Here is a 15850-nt window from a genome sequence, read left to right as displayed (position 1 = left end):
TCACAATAGGCAACCAAAATTGTGGATAACGTTGAAAACCACTATTTGCGCAGGGTTGTCGCGCAAGGTTATCGACAGGGCGGTGTGGAAAGAAAAACCCGCTGCGCAGGCCTGTTCGCCTGACGTGCGGATACCGTACCATGGGTGCTCCCCAGCTAAGGACGGACGTGGGGCCGGGATGTGCCTGGCTGTAAACGACATCGGTGCCGTGGCTGTTCCCAGGGCTTTGCCTCGGGGGCCTGCCGACCCCGCACCATCGTTACCGCGCGCTGCCGTTCTAGGCGGGGGACTGCCCGACGCAAGGAGTGCACATGGACGCATCGACAAACGAGTACAGCGATTACGCGTGGACGCCCGCCGGCGCGTCCGACCGCGGCGCGCGCCAGGGGCTGCCCAACAACGCCGAGGCAGAGGCCAACGTGCTCGCTGCCATGATTCTTTCGCCCGAGGTGGTCTCCGATGCCATCTCGGAGCTTCGCCCCGACGACTTCTATCGTCCGTCGCATCGCACGCTCTTTACCGCCATGATGGAGATGAACGAGCGCAGCATCCCCATCGACTCGATCTCGCTGATCGACTACCTCACGTCGGAGGGGACGCTGGCGCAGGTTGGCGGAGAGGCGTACATCCTGGAGCTCGTGGGCAACACGATCGCGCTGGTGAACTGGCAGCACCATGCCGGTATTGTGCGGCGCGACTCGATGCTCCGCGAGATCATCGGCGCCACAAACCAGATCAACGCCCTGGCCTACGATGCACCGCTTGACACCAAGGAGGTTGTCGAGCGCGCCGAGAGTATGCTGCTGTCGGTGACGGAGCGCGAGGTGTCCAGCTCGTACAAGTCGCTCACCGAGTTCATGATCGAGGCGTACAACGAGGCTTCGGAGGTGTGCGCCGCCGGCGGCCAGGCGCATGGCGTGCCCACGGGCTTTCCCAGCCTGGACCGCTTGCTGCTGGGCTTCCGCGAGGGCCAGCTCATCATCATCGGCGCGCGTCCTGCTGTGGGTAAAACCTCGTTCGCACTCAACCTGGCGCTGAATGCCGCCGCGGCGGGTTTCACCGTCGGTTTCTTCTCGCTCGAGATGAGCGGCAAGGAAATCGCCCAGCGTCTCATCTGTGCGCACGCGATGCTGTCCATCTCGGACTTCCGCACCGGCCGCATCTCGCCCGAGCAGTGGGCCAACATCAACGAGGCGACGCAGGAGCTCTCGAAGCTCGACATCCTCATCGACGACACGCCCGGCACCACGGTGACCGAGATCCGCGCCAAGGCGCGCCGCATGCTGCACAACAAAGAGAAGGCCGTCATCATCCTGGACTACCTGCAGCTGGTGAGCCCGCCTCCGGGACGCCGCGCCGAGAACCGCGCGGTTGAGGTCTCGGAGATGAGCCGTGGCCTCAAGATCATGGCAAAAGACCTGGAAATTCCGCTTATCGCGCTCTCTCAGCTCTCGCGTGCGGTCGAGAGCCGTACCGGTAAGCGACCCCAGCTTTCGGACCTGCGCGAATCGGGCTCGATCGAGCAGGACGCCGACATCGTCATGTTCCTGGACCGCTCGAGCGACGAGCAGGAGGCGAGCCGCGACGACCGACCGGACGAGGGCGTGACGCGCGTCATCGTGGCCAAGAACCGTTCCGGCCCCATCGGCGACGTGGACCTCATGTTCCTGCCGGCGTCCACGAAGTTCTACGAGCTGGATGGCGTGCACGACTAACGGCTCCGCCGCGCTCCGCGGCAGGGGACGGGGTAGCGCAGCGCCGCCCCGCGGCGACGTTTCGCAGCGTCGCCTGCGCTGCCGCCGCACCTATGGCGCCTTGCGCCTACAGGCACGATTGCTGCCACCTGCCGAGCGTCTACGGTTAGCATTCGTGCCGATGGATATAATGAAGAGGTTGAGTCGACGCGCGCTTTGCGCTGCACGCGAGCCGCGCGTACGAATAAGAACGCTTCTCGTCCGGCCCGCGGGCCGGAACGACGGTTTAGAAGGAGATGCATCATGCCGTCGACAGTGTTGGTCGGAACCCAGTGGGGCGATGAGGGCAAGGGCAAGATCTGCGACCTGATCGCCGGGGACTACGACTGCGTCGTGCGCTATCAGGGCGGTAACAACGCCGGGCATACCATTGTGGTGGGCGACAAGAAGTACGGTCTCCACCAGGTGCCCTCGGGCATCATGTATCCCGAGTGCATCTCGGTGATCGGCAACGGCTGCGTGGTGAACCCGAAGGTCCTGCTTGAAGAGATCGACATGTTTGAGCATGACGGGGTCTCGACCGCGAACCTCAAGGTCTCGGGCAACGCGCACATCATCATGCCGTATCACATGGACCTCGACGGCGCCTTCGAGCAGCTGCTGGGCGATCACAACATCGGCACCACGCGTCGCGGCATTGGCCCGTGCTACCAGGACAAGATGGCTCGCGTGGGCCTGCGCATGCAGGACATGCTTGACGAGCAGGTCTTCCGCGACAAGCTGGGCCGCGCGCTCGATCGCGTGAATCCGCAGCTCGAGAAGCTCTTCAATATGCCAACCTATACCGTCGAGCAGATCTGCGACGAGTACCTGCCCATGGCCGAGCGGCTGCGTCCCTACATTTGCGAGAGCGGCCTTCTGCTCAACGACCTTGTGGAGCAGGGCAAGAGCATCCTGTTCGAGGGCGCGCAGGCGACGCTGCTCGACATCGACCATGGCACCTATCCCTATGTGACCTCGTCCAACTGCACCGCCGGCGGCGCCGTGACGGGCTCGGGCGTGGGCATGAAGAACATCGACCGCGTGCTGGGCATCATGAAAGCCTACATCACCCGCGTGGGTATGGGCCCCATGCCCACCGAGCTTGCCTATGAGACCGAGGAGGGCCACACCCTCACCGAGAACGGCTACGAGTACGGTGTGACCACCGGCCGCCGTCGTCGATGCGGATGGTTTGACGGCGTGATCGCCAACTACTCCGCGCGCGTGAACGGGCTGACGGACATCGCCCTCACCAAGCTCGACGTGCTCTCGGCCTTCGACACCATCAAGGTGTGCGTGGCCTATGAGTGCGACGGCGTGCGCTACACCACGGTGCCCGAGCACGAGAGCGTCTTCGCCCATGCCGTGCCGGTCTACGAGGAAGTACCCGGTTGGTGCTGCGACATCACCGGCTGCCGCAGCTTCGAAGAGCTTCCGCAGGCAGCGCAGGATTACGTGGCGCTGGTCGAGCGGCTCTCGCATACGCGCGTATCCTTCGTGTCGGTCGGACCGGACCGCGACCAGACCATCAACCGCTCTTGGTAACACCAAAGGGCCAAGGCCAACGCGGCCTTGGCCCTTTTGCGCCGCGCGACTTCGGGGGAGTCCCGGCGCCGCTGCCGGGCCTGCGGCGCGACCCGGCGGCTCAACACCACAAGCTGCAGAGAGCAAGGAGTGCCATGAATAGCTTTGCCGTCGTCACCGATAGCGCGTCCGACATCCCGCTGGAGCTGGCGCAGCGCCTGAACATTCGGATCGTCCCGCTCCACGTGCTGTTCCAGGGGAAGGATTATCGGGACGGCGTGGACATCTCCACGCCCGAACTGCTGCGCCTTATGGACGGCAGTGGCGCCCTGCCGCAGACCTCCCAGCCTACGCCGGGCGACTTCTTGGCGGTCTACCAGGAACTCATCGACGAGGGATACACGCAGATCCTTTCGATTCACCTTGCGCGGGCGCTTTCGGCGACCATCGAGAGCGCGCGTACGATTGCCTCGCAGCTTCCCGAGGGCGTGCGCCTGGAGGTCGTAGACAGCCGCCATGCCACGGTGGGCGAGGGCGCCATGGTGCTCGAGGCTGCCGTCATTGCGCAGAAGGGCGGCACGATCGACGAGGCGATCGAGCATATCTCGCAGATGCGCGCGGGGTTTGCCCTGCACTTCGTGCCCGACACGCTCGAGAACCTCGTGAAGGGCGGGCGCGCCACGAAGGCCCAGGGTTTTGTGACCTCGCTGTTGAACATCAAGCTGGTCATCGGCCTGCTTGAGGACGGGAGCATCGAGGTCGAGCACAAGGCAAAGGGCGTCAAGAACGCCATCTCCTTCATGGCCAAGCATGTGGCCGCGCTCGCGCAGGAGAAGGGGCCCATGGTCTACTACCTGCTGCACACCAACGCAGCGGAGAAGGCCAGCAAGATTCGCGAGGCGCTGGAGAAGACCGGGGCGAGCGTTCGCATGATCACCGAGGCCACGATCGGGCCGGTGATTGCCACGCATGTGGGCAACGGCGCCATCGGCATCTTCTGCTATCCCGAGGCGCTGCACGCGCCCGAGCTGGACGGCATTGCGGAGTACCTGACGCCGCAGTTCTAACGCCGCTGTCCTTGGCGGGCCGTACAAATGAATTGGTGGAAAGGTCGGCGACCCCGGCCTTTCTTCTTAAAGCGCGGCAGCGGTCGATTTCGCTGAGATTTCTGGCTTCTCAAGTCTTCGGCACGGCCGGGCGCGCAATCTCATATGATACAGATGTGCTATTCAAGGCGTGCGGTACCGCTTTGGACGACGGAGCGCATCGGCCGATCGACTGACAAGGAGCTCACCATGATTGAAGCGTCCCAGACCATCGATATCCTGCTGCTTGGAAGTGGTGGGCGCGAGCATGCCCTTGCCAAGAAGCTCACCGAGTCCGCGCATTGTGGCACGCTGTACATCGCTCCGGGCAATGGCGGCACGCTCGAGGTGGGCGAGAACGTCGATCTGAACGAGAACGACCCCGCCGCCGTGGCAGAGTTCGCGCGTGAGATGGGCTGCGGGCTGGTTGTCATCGGCCCCGAGGCTCCGCTGGTCGTAGGCGTTGCCGACGCCGTTCGCGAGGCGGGAATCCCCTGCTTTGGTCCTGGCGCCGCCGGCGCGCAGATGGAGGGCTCCAAGCTCTTCTCCAAGCAGGTCATGGAGCGCGCGGGCGTGCCGACGGCTGCATACGGCTCCTTCACCGACGAGGAAAGCGCGCTCGCCTACGTGCGCGAGCAGGGGGCCCCGCTGGTCGTGAAGGCCGACGGCCTTGCTGCGGGTAAGGGCGTCGTGGTGGCCACCGAGCTTGCCCAGGCCGAGGAGGCTGTGCACGAGTGCTTCGCCGGTGCGTTTGGCGAGGCTGGCTCCACGGTGGTTATCGAGGAGATGCTCACCGGTCCGGAGTGTTCGCTGCTGGCTTTTACCGACGGCAAGACCGTGCGTCCCATGGCGACCTCGCAGGATCACAAGCGTGCGCTTGAGGGCGACCGCGGGCCCAACACCGGCGGCATGGGCGTCTACAGCCCGGTGCCCATCGTCACCGACGAGGAGCACGCCACCATGGAACAGATCATGGTTGACGTGGTGGTCGAGCTCGCCGCCGAGGGCATCGACTACCGCGGCTGCCTGTATGGCGGCTTCATGCTGACCCCTGCCGGGCCGAAGGTGCTGGAGTTCAACGCGCGCTTCGGTGACCCCGAGACGCAGGTCATCCTTCCGCGCCTGCAGAACGACCTGGTAGAGGTCATGCTGGCCTGTGCTGAGCAGCATCTGGACGAGGTCGAGCTCTCGTGGAGTGACAAGTGGGCTGTGGCCGTGGTGCTTACCTCTGCGGGATATCCGGGCAGCTACGAGAAGGGCAAGGTCATCACGGGCGTCGAGGATGCCGCTGCTATGGACGACGTGACGGTGTACCACGCCGGCACTGCTGTGAACGAGGCGGGCGAGCTGGTGACCAACGGCGGCCGTGTGCTTGCGGTGACTGCGCTGGGCGACACCTTCGAGGCTGCGCGCAACCTGGCATACGAGGCCTGCGAGAAGATTGAGTTCGAGGGCAAGACGCTTCGCCACGACATTGGCCTGCGCGCTCTTAAGGGCCGCGAGGCATGGGACTAGCGTCTGAGGATGTTGGCCTGAGGACATTGTTGTGACTTGTGGGGGTCGGGCCTGATGGCTCGGCCCTCGTTTTTGTGGGCGGGGACGAGCGTGCGGCGGCGAGGTGGCGGCGGGCTTGCGTGGGGCGGCGGAGTGGCTGCGTGGCCATGGCGGCGAGGTGCCTGTGCGAGGTGGCGGGGCGGGCTGTGAGCTCGTGTAACGTGGTGGCAGCTTCGCGTGGCTGCATAAATTGTGGCAAATCACACGCTCGTTTTCAGAATTGCGGCAATTCACACGCTCAGGGGTCGTTTTTGACGGTCCGAGCGTGTGGATTGCTACAAGATAGGACCATACGCGAGGACGAGCGTGTGTTTTGCCACATGTTAGCCAGCTCGCATGTTGACGGTGGGCGGGCGTCGCTCACCCATGGCATGTATAGAGGGCACCGGTGCCGTCCCTCCAAGGGACGCTCGTAGTAGCGAATCTCTAAAAAGCTGCAATTTTCTGAAAAACTCGTCCTGAAAAGCTGCATTTTTTACTGAGAGACATCCTGAGAAGCTGTATCGAAGGAATCTGAGCGTGCTTAGGTTCGTGCGAGATGGAGTTTGTGGCCGACGGTGCCGCGGTTGTGGCGCCCGTTGAAGTTAAGACAAAGGGGTAGCAGCGCGACGTCTGATGTTACGAATGTGACAAGTGGCCGGCGAATTATCGGTGAACGGTTCTTCGCAGGTATATGCCGCCGCCCGACTTGCAATTTAAGCAAGTTCGGAGAGAGGGGGTACAAAATGATTTGATGATTGTCAAGGTGACGCTGCCTAGAATTTGACTATCTATCGCTGTGCCAAAACGGTGGATGTGCACGAAATGCACAGTAAACGTAACGTGCACTGAGAGTGAAGGATGGTAGTCATGGCAAGCTCTGGACGAAATAAGTTGCGGGGGGGGGGCGTCTCAAAAGAGTAATCTTTGGTGAGACGCCTCGCACTTCCGCCAAAGTTAGGCGGGTGGGCCTGATCGGCGTGCTGTCGGCACTGTTGCTGGCAGTGTCGGTAGTGTCCTTTGCAGGTATTGCCCGCGCGGCTGAAACGGGTGTCTGGATTTCAGACCCCGACACGCATGACACGTGGTATAGCAACACTGACGGAACCGGTGTTTCCACGCAGGGGGGCGACTCCACCAAAAACACCGGCCGCATCTGGACCGACAAGTCCGTGTACAGCGACGATGTCCAGCTGACCAGTACGAGCGGCGAGCCGACGTTCAAGATCGAGAACGACGAGAACGCCGCGCTCGTCGGGCTCTCGGCATTGTCTTCCGCGGCGAACATTTCCGGTCAGACCACTATCAACCAGCCGCTCGATATTGTGCTCGTTCTCGATCGCTCCGGCTCGATGGACGATAGCTATTTGACGAGCTACGAATACAGCGAAGCGTATAGCATTAGAGATAATGGGACGTACTATATTCAGGATGATGATGGAACGTACGTTCAAGTTGAGCGCCATAATTTTGGTGGCTGGGGAATACTTGAGGACCCGGATTGGGGTTGGCGTCGTGCGGATACCGGTGACCGGGTTTATCCCAAGACGGGTGCGCAAGATCCCGATGACTCCCACATCCAGTTCTATACGCGTTCGACTACGGGCAGAACTCGTATCGATCAGGCTATGGAGGCCGCGGTCACCAACTTCATTGATACCGTTGCCGATGAGAACGCGGGCAAGGATGCCTCGCAACAGCATCGCGTTTCTATCGTTTCGTATTCTGATAACGCCTCTGCATTTAGCACGGGTGGCTGGCGCGATCAACAGTACTTCATTAATTGCACCCAAGGCGCTAATGCTACCGACCTGAAGGACTATGTAACCGGGTTAACCTATAGCGGAGGTACGGAAGCCGATAAGGGCTTTGAAATGGCCCAGAGCATCATAGATGGCAGCCAAAATGGCGGTGTGGGCGACGGCGCCCGCAGCGATGCCAAAAAGGTGGTCATCTTCTTCACCGACGGTATGCCTGGCAGCGGCCAGCGCGTCGAGAACGATAACGCGGGCAAGTCCGTCAATACTTCGCGGGAGATGAAAGCAGACGGGGTCACCGTTTACTCCATTGGCGTGTTCCAGGGTGCTGATCCAAACGATTTGACCGGCACCGGAAACACCACCCACGACGCAAACTACTTCATGAACGCGGTATCGAGCAATTATCCCACTGCTCAATCCCACAATACAGATAGTAGCCGAGCTGATTTTTCTGATAACTGCACCTTGGGCGAACGTGCCGACGGCGATTACTACTTTGCAGCGGATAACGCGGAATCTCTGAATGACGTCTTCCAATCCATTTATGACGATTTCGGCACTGGAGCTACGTCACCTATTGAGAGCACGACGAACATCGGTGGTGAGAATGTCGGTTACCTCACGTTTACCGATACTCTCGGCAGCTATATGGAAGTAAAGAACTTCAAGGCCATTGTTTTTGCCGGCGAGGAGTTCACTCAGGTGTCATCCACGAACTCGGATGATGGTGTTTCTACTACCTACACCTTCCAGGGAACCGTCAGCAACGGTACAGATGATGGGGTCGTCTATCCTGGCGATCATGATCTGAGCACTATCGAAATCACCGTTAGCCACGGAGCAACACTGGAGCAAGGCGACACCGTTACCGTTCGTATTCCGTCCAACCTGGTGCCGCTTCGTCTGTATACCGCGAATACCACGACGGTTGACGGTGAAACGACTACTACGACTTCGGTGCGCGACGCATACCCCATCCGTGTGTTCTACACCGTTGGGCTCAAGTCTGACGTGATGGATGGCGACAATATCGATGCGTCGAAGCTTTCGGCGAACTATATTTCCAGTCACATCGACGATGACGGTAACGTCTACTTCCTCTCCAATGCATATAGCAGGGGCGATGCGGGAACCACTACGGCTACCTTCCAGCCGGCAGATACCAATAGTTTCTACTACTTCACCGAGGACACCCCTATCTACGCGACGGAGGATACTAACAACCCTGCAACAAGCTACACGCCTAGCAGCACGTACTACTATCAGCGCACATACTATGCTGAGAACGGTCTCCATACTGAATGGGTGTCCTTTACCGCACAAGAGGGGCAACTTGGTCAATATGTTCGGTTCAACTCTGACAGCGGGACGTATTACATCCAGAAGGGCTCTCCGCGCCTGACGCGCGCTACGGAGTTTGAGGCCGCCAAGTCCGACAACACCACGAGCACTGCAAAGGATGCCATCAGTCCTTCTTGGGTCGGTTCGGACGTGACCGTCTCGCTTGGCAACAACGGTAAGATCAGCTACCCGGTTTCCGGCTCGCTGCAGATCAGCAAGACCGTTGACTGGGGCAACACTGGTGCCGAGCACAACGACAAGGACTTCACCTACACCGTCGACTTCGGGGGTGCGGATACCACCGTTTCCGGAAACTTCGATTACGTCAAGTACAACGCTGCCGGCCAACCGCTCGCTGTCGACGGTAATGTGCAGAAGCTTGAGGACGGCGCCCAGCCTGTCGCAACCGGTCAGATTTCCGACGGTGGCACCCTCACGCTTAAGAACGGCGAGCGCGTGGTTATCAGCGGACTTCCTGCCAACACCAGCTTTACGGTGACTGAGACCGCCGCTGACGGCTACACCGCTTCCAACACGGTTGAAGGCGTCGCCAGCCAGAACGGTGCGATTGCAGAGGGCACCGTCGCATCTAATGACACCATTGAAGTGGCGTATACCAACGCATACACCGTGGCTGCCACCAGCTTGGCCGATGGCAGCATCAAAGGCACAAAGAATCTGACCGGACGAGATTGGAAGGACGGAGAGAGCTTCACCTTCACGTTAAAGCCTGCTGCTTCTAGCGAGGGCGCGCCGCTTCCCGAGGGCGCGCAGGATGGTGTTGCTTCCGTTACGTTGACGAATGATAACAGCAACGATTATGCGGAGGACCAGGAGGTTGCCTTCCAGTTTGGCTCTATCCAGTATGACCGTGTGGGGACATATGTCTACCTGGTACAGGAGGCCGAGGGCGACGAGTACGGCCTGGCCTACTCCAACGCTGTGTACCGCGTGACGGTCAAGGTGACCGACGACGGCGCCGGCAATCTCAGCGCTTCTATCGGCTCCATATACAATACGTTCAATGACAAGGGCGATTCCACGGGTGAGGATGAGAGCCAGTGGCCGATCGCTGCCACCGCGGCGTTCGTTAACACCTTCGGCGGCGACGATGTCGACTATGCCAACATTACAGGTACCAAGAACTTCACCGACGCTACGTCCGGTAGTGTGCTTGACATCAACGACTTCTATTTCAACCTGACTGCCGTGACTGCTGGCGCCCCCATGCCCGGCGAGACCCGTACAGGCAACCTCGGAACCGGTGCCATCGAATTCTCGGATATCGAGTTCGGCATTGACGACGTGGGCAAAACGTACGAGTACCAGATAACAGAGGATATTCCGCAAGAGGCTCTGGACAACGGTGTGCGTGACGATGTCGCCCAGACTGTGACATATCAGGGCATGACGTATGACATGTCGGCCAAGAAGGTGACCATCGCCGTTACGCAGGACGAGAAGACTGGCAACGTCATCGCCACGGTGACCGGCAACGGCTTTACGTTTACCAACAGCTACCGGGCTTCCTCGATAACCACCGAGGGCGTGTCCAACGTGCTGAAGATCACCAAGCAGCTTGATGGCGCTGCTGGTGCCAACGGGCAGTTTACCTTCATCATGGAGGCGGCTGACAAAGGCACTGCGGACGCCGTGACCAACGGTTGGGTGACGGGCATCGACGCCGACGGCACCTCGAGGAGTACGACCGCCATCGAGAAGGATGGCTCGCAGAACGTCCAGTTCGACAACCTGACCTTCTCGCATCCGGGCACCTATACGTTCAACATCACCGAGAAGCAGGATGCTCCCAATGCTGCATGGAAGTATGACAGCCATACATATCAGGTGCAGTTCGAGGTAAAGGACGTTGACGGCCAGCTGACCATCACCGCCCCGGTAACCACGAACGGTTCCGCTACCTTTACCAACACCTATGCGTCCTCGATGGACTACGACAGCGAGGCTGGTGGCGTCTGGTTCTCCAAGACGCTGAACGGCCGCGCGCTCACTGCCAACCAGTTTAACTTCACCGTGACCACGCCTGAGGATGACGCGGATTCCGCGGCCAAGCTAGCGGAAGCTACGACGGTGCTTTCCAACGAGCAGGGAGCCCCCGACGGCACCGCTGCCATGTGGAAGGGTATTGGCAACCTGACGTTCGACGAGGATGACGCGGGCAAGACGTTTACCTTCATCGTTGCGGAAACCGACGAACATCAAGAGGGGGACGGTTATACCTATGACGGCCAGCCGGTAACGGTTCAGATCGCCGTGTCCAACGATGGCGACGGTACCATGAGCACCGTCACTACCGTCACAAAGGACGGCGCATCGACTACCTATAACAGCGCTGATTTCAAGACCAATGATGCCAGCACCTATCCTACGGCCTCGTTTGTGAACAGCTACCACGCGTCTGCGGCAGACCCGGCTTCCGTCAACTTCGAAAAGCGGCTTATCGGCCGCGATTGGAAGCAAACGGACAGCTTTGAGTTCACGCTGACGCCTAACGCCGAGCGTTCCACTGTGTCCGAAGACGATCTTGAGGCTGCTATGCCCCAGGATACGACGGCGAAGGTGACAGGCGCCGATGAGGATAAGGGCTTCTCGTTTGGTAGCTTTATCTTCTCCAAGGCCGGTACATACGCCTACGACGTGGCTGAGACTCAGCCCGCCGAAGGCACCGACACGCAGGGTGTTTCCTACAGTACGGACACTGCTCGCGTAACCTTTACCGTGACGGATAATGGTGCTGGTAAGCTCCAGGTCTCTGCCGAGATTAAGGGCGTCGAGCTTACGGATGGTGGCGCGGGTGTCTTTACCAATACATACGAACCGGAGTCGGTTACGCTGAGCGGTGCGGACAACCTGTCGGTAACGAAAAACCTCGTTGGGCGTGAGTGGGAGGAGGAAGACTCCTTCGCTTTCGAGCTGTCTGGTGCTGATGACTTTACTGATCAGGCCATAGGCAAATCCGTAATACTGCCCGATAACGCGAATGGAATCGAAATCACGTCGAATTCCCAGGGCCACAAGGAATCCTTCGGCGACATTGTGTTCAACGCTGCTGGGCGCTACAGTTTCGCAATTAGGGAAGTTGTGCCCGAAAATGCTGACCCCAACATGTATTATGCCGAGGACTACAAGGTTGTCGTTGTTGAGGTTACTGACAATATGAAGGGCGAGCTCTCTGCTACGGTTGTGGAAGGAGCAAATCCAACATTCACAAACGTTTATACTCCTCAGACTACTGACCAAGACAACTCGATTAGTCTTTACGGCAAGAAGGTTCTCGAGGGAGGCGAGCTGACAAAGGGGCAGTTCTACTTCGACGTCACACCGGTCGATGGGGCGCCGATGGGAAAGACCTATGCTCAGGGGAATGCCAACGGTGTTGGTTCCGACAACCTTCCTGTAAGCAGAATTGAGCTGTTGCGAGACATTACATATACGGCCTCTGATATGGACGGGCAGAACGCCAAGAACTTCCAGTACATCATTACTGAGGAAATCCCATCAGAGGAGAATCGGATTCCTGGACTTACGTACGATACGACTGCGTTTTTAGTGACGATCAATGTTCAATTTGACGAGGAGAAAAACGAATACATTCCGAGCATTGACTCGATTGAAAAGGGCTCTTACGACGATTCGGTATTCACCCCAGTCGGGGAGGATGCCACCGTTAATGAAGTGGTCTTCACCAACAGCTTCAATCTCGATAAAGCAGTACAGACTCCCCTTGAAATAACCAAGGTTCTCGAGGGCGATCGCTCGACGCCGCTTCAGCAAGGCGAATTTAGCTTTGAGCTGAGTATTCTAAGCATCGGCGCTCTTGACGGGGTTTCTGAACCTCCGGTTAATGGCGTCACTCTGCCCAGCCCGACCGTCATGAGCAATGACGCCAATGGCAAGGTTCAGTTCGGTAAAATTATCTTCACCGAACCAGGCGTCTACACCCTCCAAATCAAAGAGGTTGTTCCTGCCGAGAACGAAGAAGCCTTCGATGAGCATATGACCTATTCGGGCAATGTGTTCACGTCTACCTATAGAGTGGAGGACATTGATCAGGACGGAATCCTTGAGTCTGTTCTCGTTAACACTACGGGCGACACGACCTTTGTGAATACGTACGATTCGAATGGCGAAAACGACGCCACGTTGGACGGCGCTACATACCTTGATGTAACGAAGCAGCTTGTAGGGCGTAATTGGACAAGTGAAGATGAATTCGTATTCACTCTGACCGCCCATGGATATGCGACACAGAGCGCGATAGACAACGGGAGCATCCTGCTTCCTGATAACGCTGACAGCTTGACCATCACTGACGAAGATGAAGCGCATAGCAATTATTTCGGCAACATAACGTTCAAGAGTGAGGGCACCTATTACTTTGACGTGGCAGAGCAAGCTGGGTCCGATATTGATTTGACCTATGACACCACTCCGCGTCTAGTGGTGGTGAATGTGGAGCGTGGCGATGATGGCCAGCTCGTTGCAAGCGTCGATAAGGACAGCTCTGCCAACCTCACCTTTACAAACGTGTACGAGGAGGGTACTAAGGTTCAGGTTGAAGCAGCCGACTTTGGCCTCAAGAAGGTGTTTACTGGCAAAGAGTGGGACGGTGATGCGTTCACCTTTGAGATTGCGCCCGTCAACGCTGAGGCACCTGATGGTACTTCGATTCTGATTCCAACACCGGGCACTAACCGAGTAACTGTGACAGGGCCTGACGCTGGTCAATCTGATGAGGCGACCTTTGGCTTTGGGCCGATTACATACACACAGGCCGGTACCTATGAATATGAGGTGCGCGAGGTTCATGGCGACAATGAGGCCATTACCTATTCGGACAATGTCGCCAAGGTGACGGTGACGGTAAGTGAGAACGAGGACGGGAGCCTCGTGGCTAGCGTCAATGTGAATAGCGGCGTGTTTACCAACACGTACGAGGCTGAATACGTGACCGTTGGCGACGACGAGGAAAACCTCAAGGTAACCAAGACGGTTACAGGTGCAGCTGCTCCGTCTGAATTCGAGTTCAAGCTCTCGCTTGCCTCTGGAGATCCGACCGGCATCCTTGGTTGGCCCGATGACGGCTGGACGGTTTCGACTAACGACCTTAAGGGCAAGCAGGGTTCCGAAACGGTTGAATTCGGTGACTTTACTTTCACCAAGGCGGGCACCTATACCTTCACGGTGACCGAGATCACGACTACTACCGATGGAAACTGGGACTACGACAACGAGCCCAAGACTATTACGGTGACGGTGACCGATAACAACGGCCAGCTTGAGGCAACGGTCGAGGGCAATAACCCGACGATTACCAACACCTACAACGGTGGCGGTGGTGGCACTGTTGAGCCCGAGCCCGAGCCCGAAGAGCCTACGCCCAGCGAGCCGTCCGATCCTACGGATTCCGATACGGACATCTCCAAGACCCTGACCGGGCGTGACCTTACGGCTGGCGAGTTCACCTTCCAGATCGCGACCGCCAAGGACTACGGCGAAGACGTCTCTCCCAAGAGCCTCACGGCTACAAACGCGGCTGACGGCGGCGTGAGCTTCGGCAAGGGTTTCACCTTCTACAAGGAAGGAACCTACGAGTTTGTCATTTCTGAGGTCCTGCCTGCGGACGACGACCCGGACACCGAGGGCATTCAGCATGATGGCGTAACCTACGATCAGACCACCCATCGAGCGACCGCTACGGTTACCGAGGTCGATGGCAAGCTGCAGGTCACGTGGAGCGTTGATGACAGCATCGTCTTCACCAACGATTACGAGGAACCCGAGCAGCCGGTCGAGCCTGAGGAGCCTGAGACTCCTGAAGAGCCGACCACACCGACTACGCCTGAAGAGTCCGAGCAGCCCAAGGACGAGCTGCCTGGCACCGGCGACACCGCACCTGCGACCATCGCCGCCGTGGCTGGCATCGGTATCGTCTGCATCGCTGGCGCCGTCATTCTGCGGAAGCGGGGTGAGAAGTAGCTCATGGCTATGAAGAAGGGGGAGGGCTCGTCCCTCACAGGAATCAGCCGACGTATCAACGGTCGCCACGCATTCGTGCACGAGCGCGTGCTGGAGATGATTGTGCGCGAGACCGAGCTGCGAGGGTCGGTGACCTTCCGTAAGGCAGACCTGGCGCATCGCCTTGGGTGCTGCGAGCGATCGCTCGACCGGGCGCTCACCAGGCTCCGCCGCGACGGCGAGGTCAAGTCAACCCCCGTCTTCGACACCTCGGGCGCACAGCTTGGCAACGAGTACGTGGCCACGGAGTTCGGCATAGCCCGGGCAAAGACGTTTAACACCGAGAAGCGCTCGAAGGCTCACAAGCCGGCTTTGGACGGCGAGGACGGAGCGACCGAGTAGCGACAAGGCGACATAGACGGCACAAGGCCGGCGCAGGGAGCGGTTCCTGCGCCGGCCTTTTTGCGATGGGTGGGGTTGGGTGAGGGGAGGGCGAGGGTGGGCCTGCGAGGCGGCTGGGGGATTCGTGGCTTATGGGGCAGCGCGTGCGTCCAGCTTATCTTTGCCATGAGCTCCTGCTGACGTTTCGGCAACGCTCAGTAATGCTCCGGAATCAGCTCCGATTCTGGAGCAAAACTGAGCTTCGGCGAATAACGCGGTCGCAGACGCTCAGTTTTGTTCCGTATGAACCGTGCGGCGTGGATTTGCCGGCGCGGGAGCGGCCTTTGCGGCTTTCCGCGCCCCCGGATTTTGGTCTGCCGCGCTGCGAAAAATCGGTTGACTCGTCATATGTTGACGATTTCGCAACATTTGAGCCGTTGACGGCCGGAAAAATTCGGCAAATGGTTTGGCGCAGGTAACGGGCCACAAAATTGGCACTCCCCATACAAAA

The 15850-nt window shown here is 59.1% G+C and carries 6 protein-coding genes; all 6 read left to right on the top strand.

Features of this window, described 5'->3' with window-relative positions:
- The first annotated feature begins 311 nt into the window (after window positions 1–311).
- The 6 genes from dnaB (at window position 312) to B5F33_RS02210 (ending at window position 15360) form a co-directional block, all read left to right on the top strand.
- Window positions 312–1715, top strand: coding sequence for a replicative DNA helicase (dnaB, locus tag B5F33_RS02235; RefSeq protein WP_087410176.1), 1404 nt, complete (start codon window positions 312–314; stop codon window positions 1713–1715).
- Between the two features lie 282 nt (window positions 1716–1997).
- On the top strand, window positions 1998–3281 hold the full coding sequence (locus tag B5F33_RS02230; RefSeq protein ID WP_087410175.1) for an adenylosuccinate synthase: 1284 nt from the start codon (window positions 1998–2000) through the stop codon (window positions 3279–3281).
- A gap of 134 nt (window positions 3282–3415) precedes the next feature.
- Entirely contained in the window at window positions 3416–4327 is a 912-nt protein-coding gene (locus B5F33_RS02225) for a DegV family protein (RefSeq protein WP_087410174.1), read from the top strand.
- A 228-nt stretch (window positions 4328–4555) separates the two neighbouring features.
- Window positions 4556–5860, top strand: a complete 1305-nt coding sequence (gene purD / locus B5F33_RS02220; RefSeq protein WP_087410173.1) for a phosphoribosylamine--glycine ligase — start codon at window positions 4556–4558, stop codon at window positions 5858–5860.
- 983 nt (window positions 5861–6843) lie between these two features.
- Window positions 6844–14979, top strand: coding sequence for an FctA domain-containing protein (locus B5F33_RS02215; RefSeq protein ID WP_087410172.1), 8136 nt, complete (start codon window positions 6844–6846; stop codon window positions 14977–14979).
- 3 nt (window positions 14980–14982) lie between these two features.
- Complete coding sequence (locus tag B5F33_RS02210; RefSeq protein ID WP_087410171.1) at window positions 14983–15360, top strand: MarR family transcriptional regulator; 378 nt, start codon at window positions 14983–14985, stop codon at window positions 15358–15360.
- The last annotated feature ends 490 nt before the right edge of the window (window positions 15361–15850 follow it).

Origin of the sequence: Collinsella sp. An2 (assembly GCF_002160065.1) — a bacterium.
Classification (GTDB): domain Bacteria; phylum Actinomycetota; class Coriobacteriia; order Coriobacteriales; family Coriobacteriaceae; genus Limicola.
This window is presented reverse-complemented; position numbering and strand designations above follow the sequence as displayed.

What these genes read in the sequence shown, in the direction of transcription:
- dnaB (WP_087410176.1), top strand. Translation starts at nt 312, where the DNA reads ATGGACGCATCGACAAACGAGTACAGCGATTACGCGTGGACGCCCGCC.
- B5F33_RS02230 (WP_087410175.1), top strand. Translation starts at nt 1,998, where the DNA reads ATGCCGTCGACAGTGTTGGTCGGAACCCAGTGGGGCGATGAGGGCAAG.
- B5F33_RS02225 (WP_087410174.1), top strand. Translation starts at nt 3,416, where the DNA reads ATGAATAGCTTTGCCGTCGTCACCGATAGCGCGTCCGACATCCCGCTG.
- purD (WP_087410173.1), top strand. Translation starts at nt 4,556, where the DNA reads ATGATTGAAGCGTCCCAGACCATCGATATCCTGCTGCTTGGAAGTGGT.
- B5F33_RS02210 (WP_087410171.1), top strand. Translation starts at nt 14,983, where the DNA reads ATGGCTATGAAGAAGGGGGAGGGCTCGTCCCTCACAGGAATCAGCCGA.